The organism is Paraferrimonas haliotis (genome assembly GCF_002282895.1).
In the GTDB taxonomy this organism is placed as follows: domain Bacteria; phylum Pseudomonadota; class Gammaproteobacteria; order Enterobacterales; family Shewanellaceae; genus Paraferrimonas; species Paraferrimonas haliotis.
This window is the reverse complement of the sequence record NZ_NRRB01000001.1, coordinates 676,158-695,162: the sequence shown is the minus strand read 5'-3', so window position 1 is coordinate 695,162 and position 19,005 is coordinate 676,158. Positions and strand designations below refer to the sequence as shown.

22 protein-coding genes are annotated in these 19,005 nt (G+C 47.3%); 7 read left to right on the top strand and 15 right to left on the bottom strand.

The window, feature by feature from the left end:
- Positions 1 to 30: 30 nt before the first annotated feature.
- Entirely contained in the window at positions 31 to 936 is a 906-nt protein-coding gene (punR, locus tag CLC91_RS03255) for a DNA-binding transcriptional activator PunR (RefSeq protein WP_095497506.1), read from the top strand.
- On the opposite strand, the gene CLC91_RS03250 is transcribed toward punR, so the two are convergent.
- Positions 931 to 1,290: a hypothetical protein gene (locus tag CLC91_RS03250; protein ID WP_095497505.1), complete on the bottom strand. Its 360-nt coding sequence runs from the start codon at positions 1,288 to 1,290 to the stop codon at positions 931 to 933. The genes punR and CLC91_RS03250 overlap by 6 nt on opposite strands.
- 122 nt (positions 1,291 to 1,412) lie before the next feature.
- Between CLC91_RS03250 and CLC91_RS03245 the strand changes: the two genes are divergently transcribed.
- On the top strand, positions 1,413 to 3,242 hold the full coding sequence (locus CLC91_RS03245; protein WP_095497504.1) for an ABC transporter ATP-binding protein: 1,830 nt from the start codon (positions 1,413 to 1,415) through the stop codon (positions 3,240 to 3,242).
- Between the two features lie 60 nt (positions 3,243 to 3,302).
- Here the strand turns inward: CLC91_RS03245 and fdx are convergent, their stop codons facing one another.
- From fdx to trmJ, 8 genes are all read right to left on the bottom strand, one after another.
- The gene (fdx, locus tag CLC91_RS03240) at positions 3,303 to 3,641 is read right to left on the bottom strand and encodes an ISC system 2Fe-2S type ferredoxin (RefSeq protein ID WP_095497503.1); all 339 of its coding nucleotides are present in this window, start codon (positions 3,639 to 3,641) and stop codon (positions 3,303 to 3,305) included.
- Between the two features lie 2 nt (positions 3,642 to 3,643).
- Positions 3,644 to 5,506: a Fe-S protein assembly chaperone HscA gene (hscA, locus tag CLC91_RS03235; RefSeq protein ID WP_095497502.1), complete on the bottom strand. Its 1,863-nt coding sequence runs from the start codon at positions 5,504 to 5,506 to the stop codon at positions 3,644 to 3,646.
- Between the two features lie 7 nt (positions 5,507 to 5,513).
- Positions 5,514 to 6,041: a co-chaperone HscB gene (hscB, locus tag CLC91_RS03230; RefSeq protein WP_095499975.1), complete on the bottom strand. Its 528-nt coding sequence runs from the start codon at positions 6,039 to 6,041 to the stop codon at positions 5,514 to 5,516.
- 40 nt (positions 6,042 to 6,081) lie between these two features.
- Positions 6,082 to 6,405 (bottom strand): iron-sulfur cluster assembly protein IscA, encoded by a 324-nt coding sequence (iscA, locus tag CLC91_RS03225; RefSeq protein WP_095497500.1) that lies wholly within the window; start codon positions 6,403 to 6,405, stop codon positions 6,082 to 6,084.
- An 11-nt stretch (positions 6,406 to 6,416) separates the two neighbouring features.
- Positions 6,417 to 6,800, bottom strand: coding sequence for a Fe-S cluster assembly scaffold IscU (gene iscU / locus CLC91_RS03220; protein ID WP_095497499.1), 384 nt, complete (start codon positions 6,798 to 6,800; stop codon positions 6,417 to 6,419).
- Positions 6,801 to 6,840: 40 nt separating this feature from the next.
- The gene (locus tag CLC91_RS03215) at positions 6,841 to 8,055 is read right to left on the bottom strand and encodes an IscS subfamily cysteine desulfurase (RefSeq protein WP_095497498.1); all 1,215 of its coding nucleotides are present in this window, start codon (positions 8,053 to 8,055) and stop codon (positions 6,841 to 6,843) included.
- Between the two features lie 96 nt (positions 8,056 to 8,151).
- Entirely contained in the window at positions 8,152 to 8,619 is a 468-nt protein-coding gene (gene iscR / locus CLC91_RS03210) for a Fe-S cluster assembly transcriptional regulator IscR (protein ID WP_095497497.1), read from the bottom strand.
- A 231-nt stretch (positions 8,620 to 8,850) separates the two neighbouring features.
- Positions 8,851 to 9,591, bottom strand: coding sequence for a tRNA (cytosine(32)/uridine(32)-2'-O)-methyltransferase TrmJ (trmJ, locus tag CLC91_RS03205; protein WP_095497496.1), 741 nt, complete (start codon positions 9,589 to 9,591; stop codon positions 8,851 to 8,853).
- 218 nt (positions 9,592 to 9,809) lie between these two features.
- Here trmJ and suhB point away from each other — a divergent pair, with 218 nt between their 5' ends.
- Positions 9,810 to 10,616: an inositol-1-monophosphatase gene (gene suhB, locus CLC91_RS03200; protein ID WP_095497495.1), complete on the top strand. Its 807-nt coding sequence runs from the start codon at positions 9,810 to 9,812 to the stop codon at positions 10,614 to 10,616.
- An 87-nt stretch (positions 10,617 to 10,703) separates the two neighbouring features.
- Here suhB and CLC91_RS03195 read toward each other — a convergent pair whose 3' ends face one another.
- Both CLC91_RS03195 and CLC91_RS03190 read right to left on the bottom strand, forming a co-directional pair.
- The gene (locus CLC91_RS03195; RefSeq protein WP_233132561.1) at positions 10,704 to 11,483 is read right to left on the bottom strand and encodes a thiol:disulfide interchange protein DsbA/DsbL; all 780 of its coding nucleotides are present in this window, start codon (positions 11,481 to 11,483) and stop codon (positions 10,704 to 10,706) included.
- Positions 11,484 to 11,636: 153 nt separating this feature from the next.
- A complete protein-coding gene (locus tag CLC91_RS03190) occupies positions 11,637 to 12,107 on the bottom strand; it encodes a CreA family protein (RefSeq protein WP_095497494.1) in 471 nt (156 codons plus the stop codon).
- A 153-nt stretch (positions 12,108 to 12,260) separates the two neighbouring features.
- Between CLC91_RS03190 and CLC91_RS03185 the strand changes: the two genes are divergently transcribed.
- Complete coding sequence (locus CLC91_RS03185; protein WP_095497493.1) at positions 12,261 to 12,692, top strand: phosphate-starvation-inducible protein PsiE; 432 nt, start codon at positions 12,261 to 12,263, stop codon at positions 12,690 to 12,692.
- Positions 12,693 to 12,734: 42 nt separating this feature from the next.
- Here the strand turns inward: CLC91_RS03185 and CLC91_RS03180 are convergent, their stop codons facing one another.
- Entirely contained in the window at positions 12,735 to 12,977 is a 243-nt protein-coding gene (locus tag CLC91_RS03180) for a YecH family metal-binding protein (RefSeq protein WP_095497492.1), read from the bottom strand.
- 53 nt (positions 12,978 to 13,030) lie between these two features.
- On the opposite strand from CLC91_RS03180, the gene CLC91_RS03175 reads away from it, so the two are divergent.
- From CLC91_RS03175 to CLC91_RS03165, 3 genes are read left to right on the top strand one after another with little or no spacing between them, the layout of a single operon-like run.
- The gene (locus CLC91_RS03175; protein ID WP_095499974.1) at positions 13,031 to 14,710 is read left to right on the top strand and encodes a sensor histidine kinase; all 1,680 of its coding nucleotides are present in this window, start codon (positions 13,031 to 13,033) and stop codon (positions 14,708 to 14,710) included.
- The gene (gene btsR / locus CLC91_RS03170) at positions 14,707 to 15,420 is read left to right on the top strand and encodes a two-component system response regulator BtsR (protein WP_095497490.1); all 714 of its coding nucleotides are present in this window, start codon (positions 14,707 to 14,709) and stop codon (positions 15,418 to 15,420) included. The genes CLC91_RS03175 and btsR overlap by 4 nt, the downstream gene beginning before the upstream one ends.
- Positions 15,421 to 15,431: 11 nt before the next feature.
- Positions 15,432 to 15,968 (top strand): YaeQ family protein, encoded by a 537-nt coding sequence (locus tag CLC91_RS03165; protein WP_095497489.1) that lies wholly within the window; start codon positions 15,432 to 15,434, stop codon positions 15,966 to 15,968.
- Positions 15,969 to 16,024: 56 nt separating this feature from the next.
- Here the strand turns inward: CLC91_RS03165 and CLC91_RS03160 are convergent, their stop codons facing one another.
- From CLC91_RS03160 to CLC91_RS03150, 3 genes are all read right to left on the bottom strand, one after another.
- Positions 16,025 to 17,491, bottom strand: a complete 1,467-nt coding sequence (locus CLC91_RS03160) for a carbon starvation CstA family protein (RefSeq protein ID WP_095497488.1) — start codon at positions 17,489 to 17,491, stop codon at positions 16,025 to 16,027.
- Between the two features lie 130 nt (positions 17,492 to 17,621).
- The gene (locus CLC91_RS03155; RefSeq protein ID WP_095499973.1) at positions 17,622 to 18,599 is read right to left on the bottom strand and encodes a precorrin-2 dehydrogenase/sirohydrochlorin ferrochelatase family protein; all 978 of its coding nucleotides are present in this window, start codon (positions 18,597 to 18,599) and stop codon (positions 17,622 to 17,624) included.
- A 9-nt stretch (positions 18,600 to 18,608) separates the two neighbouring features.
- Positions 18,609 to 18,923, bottom strand: coding sequence for a putative signal transducing protein (locus CLC91_RS03150; RefSeq protein ID WP_095497486.1), 315 nt, complete (start codon positions 18,921 to 18,923; stop codon positions 18,609 to 18,611).
- Positions 18,924 to 19,005 lie beyond the last annotated feature (82 nt).

Below are 19,005 nucleotides of genomic sequence, written 5' to 3'. Positions count from 1 at the left end.
GACTCTACCTTTCAAAATTTTTGATGCACTATGTTTTCATATCAAGATTTGAGTTTGATAGTTTGCGTTGCTAAGCACGGCAGCTTTAGCCGCGCGGCGAAGGAACTGCATAAGGTACCAAGTGCCATTAGCTACTCAGTCAAAACCATTGAACAGGACGTTGGCACCAATCTTTTTAAACGATTGCCAAGGCGCGTAGAGCCTACCAGTGCTGGACTCTATTTCATTGAGCAGGCTCAACACTTGCTTGAGCAAATGGACGATACTCGAATTCAGTGCCAGCGTTTAGCCAATGGATGGACACAATCAGTCTCCTTAGCGTTGGATAACGTCGTTAAACAAGCCCCGGTTAACCAGTTGGTGAGAGATTTCTATCAGGCGTTTCCCGACGTGGAGTTAAGCATCAGTATGGAAGTGTTTAACGGGGTTTGGGATGCTTTACAAGATGGTCGTGCCGACATCGCCATTGGCGCGACCGCGGCAATACCGGTTGAAGGGCAATTTATTAATCGTCCAATGGGGGCCTTGAATTGGCGATTCGTCATGTCACCTTCTCACCCGTTGGCCAGCTTGCATGATCCTCTGGATAACGAACAGTTAGCGCATTACCCGTCGATTTGTCTCGAAGATACCTCCCGAAACATTGTGAAAAGGACGACTTGGCTATTGGACAATCAAAGGCGGTTGGTGGTGCCAAACTGGCATGCCGCAAGCGAGTGCCTGATTGATGGATTAGGCATTGGGGTGATGCCAGAACACATGGCCGTACCATTGATAGATAAAGGGTTGTTGGTCAGTCGCACGTTAGCGCAGCCCATGCCAAGTAGCCCTTGCTGTTTAGCATGGCGCCGCGAACAATCCTCGCCGGCGTTAGAGTGGATCATTAGCTATTTAGGTGACAGTGAGCAGCTGCGCCGCCATTGGCTCGAACTATGAGTCGCCTTGCTGTTCCTGTTGTTCTTGCTCATCTTCACTGAACGCCCAGTTACTCATAAACCACGCCATAACCGCCGTGCCAATTACCGAACTAGCGGTTATAAAGGGGGCCATTAATTGATTGCCTAGATGCGTAATCAGAGTATCAGGGCTGAAATAAAACAGGGATATTGGCAGCACTACCGCGCCAACATGATCGACGTGCAACAATGGCGTAACGGTAAGCAATGCAAAAACGGTGAAAATGCTGGGCTTAGTGAACGCTTTGGGTAGCAGTCGCCAAATAAGAACCAATAAATACATTAAAATGGCAACCGCAATAACCACGATTGCGGCAGTAATAACTTGTGGCATGTAAACTCTTCCTAGAATCCTGTTGACCAATAGTTTACTGTGATTTGTAGTAGAGATGCGAGTCTCTTTGCTGGGATTATCATCAAGCTCGCCAAAATAATTCGTTGTTAGGAATGCTCACTATGTACCAAAGGTTTGAACGGTTTGTCGATCCGATGCCCGAACAGGAGCCACAACAGCCTCCGCAAGGGCTATTGGCTTTCTGCCGCCACTACACCAAGGGCTTTGAGGTAGCGTTAATTGGCATGAGCCTATTGACGGCACTTACCGCCATACTGGAGGTGTCCCTGTTTGGCTTTATGGGGCAATTAGTGGATTGGCTTGTGGCTCGCTCACCAGAAACCTTACTTGAACAGGAAGGCCTTAAGCTTATTGGTATCGGTGCGCTTTTGGTTATCGGAATGCCTTTGCTGGTATGGCTGCATGCGTTAGTGGTTCATCAAACGCTGTTGGGCAATTACCCCATGTCAATAAGGTGGTTTGCCCATCGTTATTTACTTAAGCAGAGTGTGTCCTTCTACCAAAATGATTTCGCCGGGCGCATTGCCACAAAGGTGATGCAAACATCGTTGGCAATTCGTGAGTCGGTAATGAAGTTGCTGGATGTCATGATGTACGTATTGGTGTATTTCACCACCATGATAGTCATGATGGCGGCCGCAGATATTCGCATGATCATTCCAATGCTCATTTGGCTGGCCTGTTATGTTGGTTTGCAGCTGTATTTCATTCCTAAGCTTAAGAAGGTGTCGACAGAGCAAGCTGACGCTCGCTCAACCATGACCGGTCGCATCGTTGACAGCTATACCAATATCAATACCGTTAAATTATTCGCTCACACCCAACAAGAAGCAAGTTATGCAAAAGAGAGTATGGAAGGCTTTCTGGACACCGTCTATCGCCAAATGAGGTTAGCCACTGGCATTAACGTTGGCGTGCAAACCATTAACTACCTGCTTACGTTTACTATCGCCGCGTTGTCCATCTATTTATGGAAAGACGATGCAATCAGTATTGGTGCCATCGCGTTATCCATCAGCCTGGTGCTGAGATTAAACGGTATGGCTCAGTGGATCATGTGGGAGATTAGCTCATTGTTTGAGAACATTGGCACCGTAGCGGACGGCATGGCAACACTGTCCCAACCCACCGATATACAAGATAAGGCCGACGCCAAACCGCTATTGGTTAATCAGGGCAAAATCGACTTTAGTCATGTGAGCTTCCACTATGATCAAGACCAGCTCGGTGTCATCAACCAGTTACAACTGGCCATTGCCGCAGGTGAAAAAGTAGGCCTTGTTGGTCGAAGCGGCGCAGGAAAGTCTACCCTAGTCAATTTGCTGTTGAGATTCCATGATATCGAGAAAGGCCAAATCTGCATTGATAATCAGGACATCAGCCAAGTGACCCAAGATTCGCTGCGCTCGCAAATTGGTATGGTGACCCAAGATACCTCTTTGCTGCACCGCTCTATTCGAGAAAACATTTTATACGGCAACCCGCAAGCGAGCGAGGAAGAGCTGATTCAAGCAACCCAAAAAGCCCAAGCTCATGAGTTTATTCAAACCCTCAACGACAATCATGGTAATCACGGTTATGACGCTCAAGTTGGGGAGCGAGGCGTGAAGCTTTCTGGCGGTCAACGTCAACGCATCGCAATTGCTCGGGTATTGCTAAAAGATGCGCCAATATTGGTGCTCGATGAGGCCACCTCGGCATTAGATTCAGAAGTGGAAGCCGCCATTCAAGAAAGCTTGTATGAATTAATGGAAGGGAAAACCGTGATAGCTATCGCCCATCGACTGTCGACCATTGCCGCTATGGATCGCCTAATTGTGCTGGACAAAGGGCGTATCGTAGAGCAAGGGAAGCACGAAGAGCTCATTAATGGCAATGGCATCTATGCGCAGCTTTGGGCGCATCAAACCGGTGGCTTTCTAGGCACCTAAAAAAGGGGGCCTGGCCCCCTTTTGACAGAAAAGGGGCCTGGCCCCTTTTTTTACCCTTTTTTAATGCGCTTCGCTCACCATGTTAATGGTGTACTTTGGAATGTCGATAACCAAGTCTTCGTCGCCCACTTTCGCTTGACAGCTCAACCGACTTTCTGGCTCTAAGCCCCATGCTTTATCCAGCATATCGTCTTCCAGTTCGTCGCTTTCTTCCAGCGAATCAAACCCTTCTCGTACCACCACGTGACAGGTTGTACACGCACATGACTTTTCACAAGCATGTTCAATGTGAATCCCGATGCGAGCGGCAGCGTCGATAATGGTTTCGCCGGTTTGTGCTTCAACTACGGCGCCGTCAGGGCAATGTTCTTCGCTTGGCAAAAATACTAAATTTGGCATGCTTAAATCTCGTCTACTGAGTGACCGGTTAAGGCCTGTTTAATTGAGGTGTCCATACGCTTAGAAGCGAAATTCTGGGTCAGTTCATCCATAGCTTCAATCGCAGCTTTAATGGCGTCGCCGTCATCACCGTTTGCGGTTTCAACAAGCGCTTTTATAGAAGCTTTAATGGCGGTTAATTCATCTTCATTGAGCAACTGAGCATCCGCTTCCAATGCCGAGTTAATCGACTCAACGACTCGCGCAGCTTCCACTTTTTGTTCAGTAAGCATTCGAGCTTCAATGTCCGACTTGGCATGAGTCATCGACGCTTTGAGCATGTCGGCAATTTCGCTGTCGCTTAGACCAAATGATGGCTTGACTTGGATAGATGCTTGAACTTCAGATGATTTTTCCATAGCCGTTACGCTGAGCAGTCCATCGGCATCCACCTGAAAGGTAACTCGAATGTGGGCTGCGCCTGCCGCCATAGGAGGAATGCCTCTGAGCTCAAAGCGCGCTAGCGAGCGACAGTCAGCCACTAACTCACGCTCTCCTTGAACCACGTGGCAAGCCATTGCGGTTTGGCCGTCTTTAAAGGTAGTAAACTCTTGGGCTCGTGCGACGGGGATCGTGGTATTGCGCGGAATGATTTTTTCGGTCAGTCCACCCATGGTCTCGAGGCCTAGAGATAGTGGAATCACATCCAATAACAGCAGATCAGAATCCGGCTTATTGCCCACTAAAATATCAGCCTGAATGGCCGCTCCAATAGCAACCACTTGATCGGGATCGATAGAAGTTAGCGGTTCACGATTAAAGAAGCCGTGCACTTTTTCTCGCACCAAAGGTACTCGAGTTGAGCCGCCAACCATCACCACTTGCAAGACTTCATCCACTTCAACGTTTGCGTCTTTTAGCGCTCTTCTACACGCTGAAATGCTGCTGCGCACGAGTTTGCTGATTAAACCGTCGAAATGTTCTTTAGTAACCTCGAACGTCAGTTGTTCGCCGTTGCTCTGTTTGAACTGAGCAGTTACGCTGTCGTTTTCGGTAAGCGCTTCTTTAACACGACGAGCTTCGCTCAGCAACTGTCGTTTGCCTGAAGCATCCAGCTGCGGCAACTGCCAGTGTGAGGCGAGCGCTTCGGCTAAGGCTTCATCAAAATCATCACCGCCTAAGGCTGAATCACCACCGGTGGCCAGTACTTCAAAAACACCTTTGTTTAATCGCAACACAGAAATGTCAAAGGTACCGCCGCCCAAATCATAAACAGCGATAACCCCTTCTTGAGCGGAATCAAGACCATAAGCAATCGCCGCTGCAGTTGGCTCATTGAGTAAGCGTAAAACTTTAACGCCTAATAACTGCGCCGCATCTTTAGTTCCTTGACGCTGAGCGTCATCAAAATAGGCTGGAACCGTAATCACAACACCTTCTAGAGCCCCACCTAACGACGCTTCCGCAGTCGCGATTAAGGGCTTTAAAATTTGCGCCGATACTTGCACCGGGTTTTGCTTTCCAGCGACGGTTTCAAACACAGGTAAGCCGTGTTCACTGGCGCTGAGACGATAAGGGCTGTTTGGATAGCGAGCCTTTACATCAGCCAAGCTTCGACCCATAAAGCGCTTCACAGAACTGATGGTATTTTGAGGATCAGCAATGGCATTTGCGGCCGCTTGCGAGCCAACCTCGACCCCTGAATCCGTGTATCGTACCACTGATGGAATGCTGTGCTCGCCCTGAGCGTTTGCTAAGGTATCGGCTTGACCACTTCGAACCGATGCAACCAAGGAGTTGGTGGTACCTAAGTCGATACCCGCGGCGTGTTTTTGTTGATGAGGAGCGGCACTTTGCCCTGGCTCCGCAATTTGCAATAAGGCCATTTTCTATCTACTTATCTGAAAGCTTATCTTCTAAACGGCTAAGCTCATCTACGAGTTTAGCCATGAATTTTAATTTTCGAACCAGCATTGCAGAATGCTGGTTAGCCTCTGCATTGTTTTGCTGAAGAGCCGTCGCCAAATCTTTTGTCATTTGAGCTTGCTCTTTGGAAAAATCGTCGTACAGCGCATCGATGGCGTCAAACGGATCGCTGCCGTGCTCGGCATCTTCCATTGCTTCGCGCCAACTCATTTGCTGCATCAAGAAACTCATGTCTTTCATGGTTTCTGACTCATCAGCTAAGGTTACGCCAGACAAGACTAACAAATGCTCTGCACGGGCAATGGGGTTTTTGATGGTCTGATAACCATCGTTGATTTGAGCAGCCTTTTGAACCGACAAACGCTTCTCTTGTTCGGAAGCGTTTGCGAATTTATCGGGATGAACCGCTCGCTGCAGTTCGCGGTAGCTATCGGCTAGCTTAACCGCGTCCACATCGAAGCTTTGGGGAATATTAAAAAGCTCAAAATAATTCATTACTTCTCAAGTTCATTTGCTAAATATCTGTGGAGCAATGTTATACCACAAAGCTCTCACCACATCCGCATTCCCCTTTGGCATTTGGGTTATTGAACTTAAAACCTTCGTTCAAGCCTTCTTTTGCAAAGTCCATTTCAATACCTTGCAGATACACCAAACTCTTTGCATCAATGATGATGTTTAGACCATTAATGTCATACACATCATCATCTTCATTCAGCACATCTACAAACTCCATGACGTACGCCATGCCCGAGCAGCCCGAAGTTTTCACTCCTAGGCGTAACCCTAAGCCACGGCCGCGGTTATCCAAATACTGCTTAACCCTAGAGGCTGCTGCCTCCGTCATGGTAATCGCCATAACTACTCCGGCTATTTGTCTTGCTTAGTCTTGAAATCTTCTACTGCGGCTTTAATTGCATCTTCAGCCAAAATAGAGCAATGGATTTTCACTGGTGGTAGCGCGAGCTCTTCAGCAATGTCGGTATTCTTAATTTCAGCCGCTTCTTCAATGGTTTTGCCTTTAACCCACTCGGTTACCAATGAGCTTGAAGCAATTGCACTGCCGCAACCGTAAGTCTTGAACTTAGCGTCTTCAATGATGCCATTGTCGCTGATTTTAAGCTGCAGTTTCATTACGTCACCACAGGCCGGCGCGCCAACCATACCGGTTGCTACCGATGGGTCGTTCTTGTCAAATGACCCTACGTTGCGAGGGTTCTCATAATGATCGATTACTTTTTCACTATAGGCCATGATATATCTCCAAATTTGTTCCGTTATAGGTCAGTCGCGATTAGTGGTGCGCCCACTGCACTGAATTCAAGTCGATGCCATCTTTATGCATTTCCCAAAGAGGCGACATTTCCCGAAGTTTTCCGATGGATTCTTTAATGGTGTTAATGGCATAGTCCACTTCCGCTTCCGTGGTGAATCGACCAACCGAAAAACGAATTGAGCTATGAGCCAGCTCATCATTTAACCCAAGCGCGCGCAGCACGTAGCTCGGCTCTAGGCTAGCAGACGTACAAGCTGAACCCGACGATACCGCTAAATCTTTTAACGCCATCATTAACGACTCTCCTTCAACGAAAGCAAAGCTTACGTTTAGGTTACCGCCGTAACGAGCGTCAAAATCACCGTTTAAATAGACTTCGTCAATCTCTTTAATGCCGTCGTATAGACGATCCCTTAGATAACGGATGCGATCCGCTTCACTGTGCATTTCTTCTTTAGCAATGCGCGCCGCTTCACCAAAGCCAACGATTTGATGGGTCGCAAGGGTTCCTGAACGCATACCGCGCTCATGACCACCGCCATGCATTTGCGCTTCTAAGCGAACCCGTGGCTTGCGGCGAACATATAGGGCACCAATACCTTTCGGGCCATACATTTTATGCGCCGAAATGGAAATCAGATCCACTTTCATGCTTTGTACATCAAGAGGGATTTTGCCAGCGCTTTGGGCTGCATCAACATGGAATAAAATCTTACGCGAGCGCAGCATTTCACCAATTGCTGCGATGTCTTGAATCACGCCAATTTCGTTATTCACGTGCATTAAGCTCACTAGCACTGTGTCTTCACGAAGTTCCGCTTGCAGCGCTTCAACCGAAATCAGACCCTTGCTGTCAGGATCCATGTAAGTGACTTCGTAACCTTCGCGCTCCAGTTGACGGCAGGTGTCTAGTACCGCTTTGTGCTCGGTCTTACTGGTGATGATGTGTTTGCCTTTCTTGTCATAGAAGTGGGCAACGCCTTTGATCGCAAGGTTATTCGATTCGGTTGCACCTGAGGTGAATACGATTTCGCGCGGATCGGCATTAAGCAGCTCAGCAATTTGATTACGAGCGACATCCACCGCCTCTTCAGCCTGCCAGCCAAATCGGTGAGAACGAGACGCAGGGTTACCAAAATGACCGTCTAAGGTAAGGTATTTGGCCATTAATTCTGCCACTCTTGGGTCCATAGGACAGGTGGCTGCATAATCTAAATAGATAGGTAGATTCATTACCTTCTCCAGTTAGTGTCTATTGATATTAAGACACACTTCAACATGATATTGCTTGCTTACAATGATTGCCGACAAGCTCTATAAAATTCGTTACTAAGCCACGTGCGTTCGACGCTGGTGACGCTGAATATCGTCTTGTTTCACCGATATTTCTTGGACATCATTTTTGTCCATTAAATCCGCAAGGCTAATGCCATCGAGGAAGGTTGAGATGCGATTGCTCAAATCATCCCATAGCGAGTGCGTTAAACAACGCTCACCGCCTTGACAGTTGCCGCTGCCTTGACAGCGTGTCGCATCCACCGACTCATCAACCGCGTTAACGACCTGACCAATGGCAATGTCACTGGCTTCACTGCCCAATAGATAACCGCCGCCAGGTCCACGCACGCTGTTGACCAGCCCATTTTTACGTAATTTAGCAAACAGTTGTTCTAAATAAGAAAGAGAAATGCCTTGCCGCTCCGAAATATCGGCAAGTGGGACTGGGCCTGCCGTTGCGTGGATTGCAACATCGAGCATGGCTGTTACGGCGTAGCGCCCTTTTGACGTGAGTTTCATATATTCCATGGCTCCTTTTACTTCATGGAGCAATTGCACCATACCTGAGTAAAATGGTCAAGTATTTATCTGACTAATTTTGTCAGGTATTACCAAGTTCGGTGTCAGTGTCAACAATACCCCCTGAAACCGCTGGGGTATTTAACCCTTTTATTTAGTCAGATTCAACGACCTAAATCGAATATTTGACTCATTTACTGTGAAATGAGAGCAAAACCGAAATTTTGCGAGTCAGTCACTGGATTTTGGCAACTTGGCAACAATCTTGTTAACGGATGATAATATGCCTCGCAAAATGTTCATCTCCGCCGATTCGGGTCTGGCTCGGTTAAACAACCGCCGCAATTTCGCCATAATTTGGCCCGGATGTGCTTGCACGATAAAGCCTGTACTGGACAAGGTTTCTTGCAAGTGTTGATAAAAACGCTCCATATCATCGTTAGAGGGATAATCCACCTCGGTCGCGGGGCGTGAATTTACTGAATGGTTTAAGGAGGCCATTCTGACTTCGTAGCTTAAAATTTGCACCGCTTGGGCTAAGTTAAGACTGGAGTATTCAGAATTAGCGGGTATGGCTACGTGGAAGTTTGCCAATTGCAGCTCTGTGTTGGTGAGACCGCTGCGCTCTCGACCAAAGACAATCGCCACCGGCGCACTGTGCGCTTCAGCAATCAGCTTTTCGCCTGCTTCTCTGGGAGCCAGCATAGGCCAATCTAAACCTCGAATACGCGCACTGGTGGCCAAGACCAATTGGCAATCGTCGATCGCCTCTTCAAGGGTGCTTACGGTTCGAGCTTGATTGAGGATATCAGATGCGCCGGCTGCCAATGCCACCGCTTCCTTGTCGACTTCAGCTTCAGGGGCCACTAATACTAACTGGCTCAGTCCCATGGTTTTCATTGCTCTTGCGGCGGAACCTATGTTGCCTGGGTGAGTGGTTCCAACCAACACCACTTTTACCTTATCTAACATCCAAAACTCGCTCTTACGAAGGTGAAGCTCGGGATTCTATCACAGCCTAAAACGAACAACACACAGTCGATAATCTAATACTAAGCTATAGTCTTTATATCGATAACGGCAACGACTCGCTCACCTCAGTTAAAATTGCCTATTTCAACTGAGCGCAATTGCTGGTAGACTTGCCGCCGTTTTTTACACCGTTCTTTTACAGCCAAGGGTAATACTGTATGCATCCTATGATGACTATTGCAGTTCGTGCTGCGCGCAGCGCAGGAACTGTTATCACACGAGCTTATGCTCAAATGGACAAAGTGAAAGTTGAGGCAAAAGGCCAAAACGACTTCGTCACCAGTGTCGATAAAGATGCTGAAGCCGCTATCATTGCTGCGATTCACGCTTCCTATCCAGACCACAGCATCGTGGCGGAAGAAAGCGGTTCAAGCCAAGGTGCCGACACCGATTACCTTTGGATCATCGATCCCCTCGATGGCACCACCAATTTTGTTCAAGGCATTCCTCATTTCGCAGTATCTATTGCGCTGCAAATCAAAGGTAAAACCGAAGTTGCGGTCGTTTACGATCCCCTTCGTGATGAGCTGTTTAGCGCGATTCGCGGTAAAGGCGCACAAATGAATGGTTTTCGAGTTCGAGTACCGGCAAACAATGAACTGAGTGGCGGTATTGTTGCTACGGGATTGCCGTTTAAATCACGTCAGCACACCGACACCTACCTAAAAATCTTTGGTGAAATGTTTAATCATGTAGCGGACATGCGCCGCACCGGTTCTGCCGCTTTAGATTTGGCCTACACCGCTGCGGGTCGTACCGACGGCTACTTCGAACTGGCCCTAAAACCTTGGGACATCGCTGCAGGTGAATTGATTGCTCGCGAAGCCGGTGCCATGGTGACCGACTTTAACGGTGGTCATAACTACCTAAAATCTGGCCACATTGTGGCAGGTGGCCCTAAAGTTACTCAAGCCATGCTTAAATGCATGAGACCGTTACTATCTGAAGCGATAAAAGCAAGCTAAGCGCTTTTATTGGTTACTAAAAAGCGCCAGCTCCTAAACTAAGGGGCTGGCGCTTTTTTTGTGCGTGTGCTGGGCTTTTCGTTGAGCTTAGCTTTTGTGTAAAGCCAAGAAATTAATCAGCGCGGCAAATTCTTCTAGTGAACGTATCTCGCTCATATTAATGGCGTATTTTTCGTTTACTACGAACCCTGGAACACTGCGAATGCCAAAGGCTTTTTCTTGTTCGGCCCATTTTTTCATGGTGGCGTTGGTTTGGTCACTGTCGGCCATGGAGTCGTATTGAGTAACGTCGTAGCCTTTTGCCGCAAAGATGGCCTTTATGTCATCACGAGAATTCACTTTGATGTCCAGTGCGTCAGCATTGTCACCGTGATCGTGACCATGATGGTGACCGCCATCGTCATCTGCCTGAATGGTGGCAAACATGGTTGGCATCAATTCTGAGGTAATACCCATTTGTTGCATAACCGCCAGTGAGCGAATCACTTCGTAGCCAATTTCACTGCGCATGAAATCTACGTGAGCTGTTTTGAACTCAATGGATGGGTCAATGTGAGCTTTGATAAACGGCAAATATTGAGTTTCCATGTTGTAACAATTGTGGCAATAGAAAGAGAAAAACTCTGTGATTTGCGGAGTGGCGGTAGCCGACTTGTCACTTACTGTGAAGTAATGCTTGCCCTGTACAAATTGACCGGCTTCTTGAGGAGCAGGCGCTGGAGCCACATTTGCTTGAGGTTGAGCAGCCGGTGCAGTCGGTGCTGCGGGCGCTGCAGGTGCCGCTGGAGTTTCTGCTGGAGAGCAAGCGCCCAGCATTAATAGCGACGATACTGCAAATACCACTGCTAACATTTTGCTTTTAAACACGATTAGATATCCTTAAATAATAATTCTGTGCACAATAAACCTTGAAGTGGCGCTCAGGTCAAATACAAGCGCTTTGCGGTTAAAAGATTTATGAGGCAGTGCACAGCTTTTTTGACCCAATTGAACTTTTAGCCATTTCTGCACCAGCGGCGATTATTTCTGCACCACAGGTGACTCTTGATAAGCCGCAGTACCCCATAACGGCACCGTTGACAAACTGTGTTTGAAACTGCCGCTGGTTTCTTTGGTGGAGTATGACAAATACATGAGCGTTTGATTAGCTGGATCGTAGATTCTGCGAATTTTCATGGATTTAAAAAACACACTTTTTGACTTTTTAAAAACCACTTCACCGGACAAACTCTTGTCAATTTTCTCGATCATTGCGGCGGTTATTTCGCCCGTTTGACGACAAGAAATTGCACTATCACTGGGATCTGAAAGCGACAGATTGGCTTCAATAGAGGCAACATGGCAGGTTACTCCGGGGATGAGTGGGTCCACGAGCGTGTTAAGCTTAATGTCTTTTAGCGTAAACATTCCCAAAGAGACATCGCCCACTTCATTATCAGAGCATCCACTCAGCCCAAGACATAATCCGAGGAGCATTAACACCTTTCTCATTTTTAATCCTTATTTTGATGGTTCTGTTTTCAAAGCCCGTTGCACAAACCTTATTGTTTGAACAAGATCACAATTATATTGTATTACCACAGACGGAATTCAGTAAACTAATAACCATAAAAATAAACTTTGCATGAAGGGATTGAAACGCTAATGAACTTATATCAAAAATACGGCGTTACCAGTTTAAAAGTACTGGAACACGCGATTTTGATTATTATCACCATAGCCACCATCACGGCCATTGGCCAGGAAGTCATGCACGTCATCGACATGCGCCGCGTGTCGCTCGCCGATTTGCTACTGCTATTTATCTACTTAGAAGTATTAGCCATGGTCGCTAACTACGCTGAGAGCGGTAAATTGCCAGTACGAATGCCGATATACATTGCGATTGTGGCATTAGCGCGTTATTTGATTCTAGATATGAAAAGCATGGACGACTGGCGCATCATCGCCATTGCCGCCTCCACCTTGATGCTGGCATCAACCGTAATCATTATTCGAATTGGGCAGCTAAAATTTCCTTACCCAAAACTACCAAGCGAGAAAAAACGGCAGGCTAATGAGGCTGAGCCAGACTAATAACAGCAAAAAGACGCCCGTTGGCGTCTTTTTTAATGGCTATCAATGATTACAAATTTTATCCAGTGAAGTGGCGACACCTTCATCGGTGGTGATGAACTTACCGCGCCCTTCTAGAAAAGCTATAATCCCTTTGATATCCAACTCATTGGCACTGCAGGTGTGAAACCTTGCTTGTTCACCAAACTTGTCGGCTAACAGCTGAGCCAATTCGGTTTTTGATACAGGACGCCCAAGTTCGACCATGTACTGCATTACTTGATGGCCGTGTATTGATTCACTCATTATATACTCGCTATTGTCATTACTGGTTGGCTGCCAACGGAGATAAACCTTAAATGTTGCTTACCTTACTGTTGCTACAGCAAATGTGCGTATATTTGGTCATCGCTTACTTACTGAGTAAAACCTTACTCTTTAAGCCATTAGTAGAAGACTCTACGCGACTGCCACACAAGGTCATCATATACATAGTGTTTAGTCTTTTCTGTGTGCTAGGTACCTTTTATGGTGAACAGGTTAATGACGCCATTGCCAATACTCGTGCCATGGGCGCCATACTAGGCGGTTTGCTTGGCGGGCCGATAACCGGCCTTGCGGTTGGCTTAACCGGCGGAATTCATCGCTATAGCTTAGGTGGCTTTACCGATGTGGCTTGCGCCATTTCGACTACCCTAGAAGGACTTCTTGCAGGGCTATTAGCAGCCCATTTAAAGCGCCGAGGAAAAAGCGATTTGCGCTTTAATGCTGCCATTGTCATTGCTTTGGGAGTGACCGCTGAGGTCATTCAAATGGCGGTGATATTGATGGTCGCTAAACCTTATGAGCAAGCTTTAGAACTCGTGAAAGTTATCGCTCTGCCAATGATTGTGGTTAATGCGCTGGGCGCCGCCTTGTTCATGAGCATCATCCGCGATCGCAAAACCTTAGTCGATAAAGTCTCTTCGGTATTCTCTGCACAAGCGCTGACCATTGCCGAGCGAAGCATTGGTCTGTTTGCAAAGGGGTTTAACCAAGAAACCAGTGAAAAAGTGGCGCGCATCATTATTGAGGAAACTAAGGTCGGTGCGGTGGCCATTACCGATAGGGAAAAACTGTTAGCTTTTATTGGGCAAGGGGCGGATCACCACATACCGGGTTCAGTGATAACCTCGCAAATAACCTATGATGCCATTCGTGATAATCGCGTAGTGTTTGCCGACGGAGTTAACAGCCCCTATTGTTGTTCGATTGATGAAAAGTGTCCTTTAGGCTCAAGTTTAGTCATTCCACTGGGGGATACCCAAACCGTCATCGGCACCATTAAACTGTACGAGCCTAAGAAGAAACTGTTCTTAAACATTAACCGCACCATGGGCGAAGGCATCGCTCGATTGCTGTCCAATCAAATATTATATGGCCGCTATGAACAGCAAAAGAACTTGCTGGTTCAATCTGAGCTCAACCTTTTGCAAGCGCAAGTAAACCCTCACTTCCTATTTAATGCCCTGAATACCATCAGTGCCATAACCCGCAATGATGCAGAGAGCGCTCGACAATTGCTGCGCGACTTAGCTCAGTTCTTACGACAAAACCTAAAGCGCAATACCCCGCTGGTTACGCTAAAAGAAGAGTTGCAACACATTGACAGTTATCTACGCATCGAAAAAGCGCGTTTTCAGGAAAAGCTGCACGTATCCATCGACATCGATCCCCAGCTCGAACAAGCAATGATGCCCACCTTTACCTTACAACCATTAATTGAAAATGCGGTAAAACATGGCACCAGCCAATTGCTGGGGGTTGGCAACATCAAGGTAAGCGGCTACCGCCAAGATAACCTGCTGATACTGGAAGTTGTGGATAATGCCGGTTTATATCAAGGCCCCAGAGAGCAAGGTTTAGGGCTAAAAATTGTGGATAAACGACTGCGGGCTGAATTTGGTCAACAGGCCGGTATCGCAGTAGAATGCCAAGCTGACCAATATACTAAAGTCATTGTGACACTGAATTACCAAGAAAAAGTTGAAACCCGATGATTCACTGCCTACTAATTGACGACGAAGCCAACGCTCGCCATGAGCTAGAAGCCAGTTTGCGTCAATACCAAGATATTCAAGTGATTGCTCAGGCAAGTAACGCCTTTGAAGGCATTAAGCTGATAAATAAACATCGCCCAGATCTGGTATTTTTGGACATTCAGATGCCACGCATTTCAGGATTAGAAATGCTTAGCATGTTGGATGACAGTAACTTACCTCGAATCGTGTTTGTCACCGCCTTCGACGAATACGCCATTCAGGCCTTCGACGCCAATGCCATCGATTATTTACTCAAACCAATAAACTGTGAACGTTTACGTGAAAGTATAGAACGCGTTCGAAGTAATTTGACTCCACAAACCATCGAGCCTTTGCGCTCAACCCAGCTTGAGAGCATCCCCTGCTTTAACCACAATCGATTGCGCATGATAAAACCGCAGGACATCGATTACGTGTTTTCCGATATGAGTGGCATTCACGTAGTTTGCAATCAAGAGCAACACCACACTCAACTCACGCTTACCGTCATCGAGCAACGCACGCAATTAGTTCGTTGCCATCGGCAATATCTAGTGAATTTAGACAGGATTGCAGAAATTTCGGTAACCGAGGGTGGTGCCGGTGGGCAAGTGACCACCACCAATGGCGCACAGTTTCCAATCTCACGTCGCTACCAAAAAACCATTAAACAAGCCATGGGCTTTTAGGAATACACCAAATGGCACGCAAAGCCACCGTAGTAAAAGTAAAAATTAACGTCGCGAATATGGACGTTCATCACTACCAAGATCATGAATTTACCATCGCCATGCACCCCTCTGAAAATGAACGGCGGGTCATGGTTAGGCTTATTGCCTACTGTTTTAATGCCCACTTAAATGTGAGTTTAACCAAAGGCTTGTGCGCTGACGACGAGCCAGAACTGTGGGCTAAAGACGATGCCGGAGTAATAACTCACTGGATAGACTTAGGCCAATTGGATGAAAAATGGCTGCGTAAAGCCTCCTCGAAAGCTCAACACGCTAGCCTATATTGCTATGGTGGAGGAGCGGTTGCGCCTTGGTGGCAGCAAATAGCCACCAAACTCAGCCGATTCGATAACTTAAGTGTTTGGGAAATCGATGAACAACAGGCTAGCGACGCCCAATCCCTGTTCAGTCGCAACATGCAACTGAGCGCCAGCATTGACCAAAATAGCTTGTGCTTATCAAATCAAGAGCACAGTGTCTGGGTCACCCCGACGCGACTGAAGTAATTGACATTAAAAAAGGCTCCTTCACAGGAGCCTTTTTTCTGAGTAATTTCGACAGTTTACTTAGTTAACTCACTGTACTCAACACTGTCTTTACCTTCCCCTCTGCGAGTATTGAGAACGAGGAATGTAATCACTAACATCAACACGATGCCGGCGGCGGTCGCGATGGTCATTGGCAAACCAAAACCAAGGGTTGCGCTGTTTAGAATGAAGGTAATAACCACCGTTGTCATAAACATTGCTGGTACCGTGGTAATCCAGTGGAATTTACCATTGGTATTCAAGTACGCAGTCGCGGTCCACAACATCATTACCGCTGTGGTTTGGTTGGCAAAACCGAAATAGCGCCAAATGATTCCAAAATCCACTTGAGTTAAGATGCCACCGATAACAAACAAAGGCAGAGCCATTAGTAGACGTTTCGGCAACTCGGTTTGAGGCAACTTAAAGAACTCAGCTAAAATGAGGCGCGCAGAGCGGAACGCGGTATCACCAGACGTAATCGGTAGAATAACCACACCTAAGAAGGCCAGGAATCCACCCACAACGCCCATTAAACCAAACGCTGAATCGAATACTACTTTACCAGGACCACCCTCTTTAACCACTTCAGCCAATGAGTCTAAGCTGCCAAAGAAAGACAACGCAACGGCACACCAGATGATGGCGATGATGCCTTCACCAATCATGGCACCGTAGAATACAAAGCGACCGTTCTTTTCGTTCTCAACACAGCGAGCCATGAGCGGAGACTGAGTCGCGTGGAACCCTGAAATGGCACCACAAGCAATGGTGATGAACAAAGCAGGCCATAACGGCATGTCGTTAGGGTTCATGTTGGTAATAAAGTCTTTTGCTTCGAAACCTGGCAGCATCGCGTGATCGGCACTCACTCCCAAAGCCACAACCATACCTACTGACATGAAGATGAGCAGCGCCCCAAAGAAGGGATACAAACGGCCAATGATTTTGTCCACTGGAACAATGGTCGCAATTATGTAGTACAAGAAAATGATCGCAACGACCGCACTCAGTGCTACCGTGATTTCAGTTTTGCTGTTAATTAGGTTAGTTAACATGCTGGCTGGAGCAGATACAAACACAACACCCACAAGTACTAGAAGCACCAGTGCGAAAATGTTCATAAACAACTTGGCGCCATTGCCCAGATAACGGCCAACGATATTAGGAACCGAAGCACCACCGTTGCGCACTGAAAGCATGCCGGAGAAATAATCGTGAACGGCGCCGGCGAAAATACACCCAACCACGATCCACAACATGGCAGCAGGACCGTATAAGGCCCCCATAATGGGTCCAAAAATTGGGCCTACGCCGGCAATATTGAGCAGTTGAATCAGATAGACCTTGCCTTTCGACATCGGCACATAGTCAACACCGTCCTGTTGCGCGTAGGCAGGTGTTTGGCGCTTTTCTTGAATGCCAAAGACCTTCTCCACAAAAGTTCCGTAAATGAAATAGCCGCCAATAAGCAAAGCTATGCTGAGTAGAAAAAACGACATATTACTGCCTCCTAATATTCGGTTGGCGGCAGTATAACGACTAATCAAGAGTGAGTGAGTGGTAAACTAATTAAACGGTGTGTAATTTAGCGCCAGCGGTCGTATGCACCGCTAAGCGGTATATGCAAAGCTAACGGTGCAAAGTTTTTGGCATATTTGGGTGGTCACAGGGCAAGGCCGGGGTTCCGCCTTTAACAACCACCGCCGAGCTAAAATCAAGCGCTATCTCATTGATTTTAGTAGTGTCAGCAAAGCAGATGATGGACATGTTTTGATGATACAGCTCCCGTAAGCATTGAACATCAACCACCAATTGCCGCTCTGCGTCTCGACGGATATAGACTTCCAGTTGTTCTGGCAGGTCATTAGCACCCACCACTATGTCCACGTTCACCAGTTTTTCGAGCATCCACAATGGCAGCGAATGTGGGTCCTGTGCAATGTCCCAGAGATAAAGTTGCGCTTTGGCTTGTTTAAAGGAAGCACTGGCAAGCAACTCAGTAAAGGTCTGTTGAGTCGCGGCACTATAACCGCGACCATTCGCGGCAAAAAACCGTTGCCAAAACAACCGACGCTCACCAGCCGATAGTTGCTGCTGAATCGACGTTCGCTGCGAGGCGACAAATTCCATGAGCTGTGCACTTGAACTCGGTAGGCTTTGTTCTATTTGAGCTCTCAATTGCCCCGCCAAGACGGGTGCGGCTCCTGCAGTACTGATGGCGACCTGCAGTTTGCCTCGATCGACAATTGCGGGTGTTATAAAGTCACACCAACTCGGATCATCAACCACGTTTATCAAAGCGCTGCTGTTGCCGAGTTGTTTAGCCCAATAACGATTTAAGTCAGTGTCGTTAGTGGCCATGAAGACCATAGAAGTGCCGCTAGGTAACCAACTGGCATCATTATTTTGGCAAAGGCTTAGGCGTTGCCACTGAATACGAGTTTGATCATGTAGCTGAGCCAACTCAGGAGAAAGCGTTGGTGCGATAACGTGTATCTGTGCTTGGGTTCGCAGCAATAAACTGACTTTACGCGTAGCCACTTCACCACCGCCGACCACGACAACGGGCTTATTATCAAGGTCGATAAAAACTGGAAAATACTGCAACGGGCTATCCTAACGAGGCTTGCTGTGCTCGGAGCTACAATTCCAGCACAACTCAAAGTTACCTTCGTTCTCCTCGTTGCACTGAATGCAAGTCCAGCGCTCTTTTGGCACCTGCAGTGCGTCTAAATGCGCTCTGGCTTGTTGCAAATGAGCTTCATCAACCCAAACCTCTACCTGTTGCACATCCGCGGGTAATTCGCCGGTAGCACCCAGTAAGGTTTCGCCCCGAAGCTCTACCGGAATCCCTTGGTTTTCCAGCAACCCTTTCCAAGTATGGGCTTCCAATAAATTAGCGCTGACCACAAAGACGTTTTTTACTTCCATGAGCCTAGGTAACTCCATCAAGAATACAAAACTTGAGACCGCTCCCCTTTTACCTTAATTACGGATGTTATTCAAATGTTAT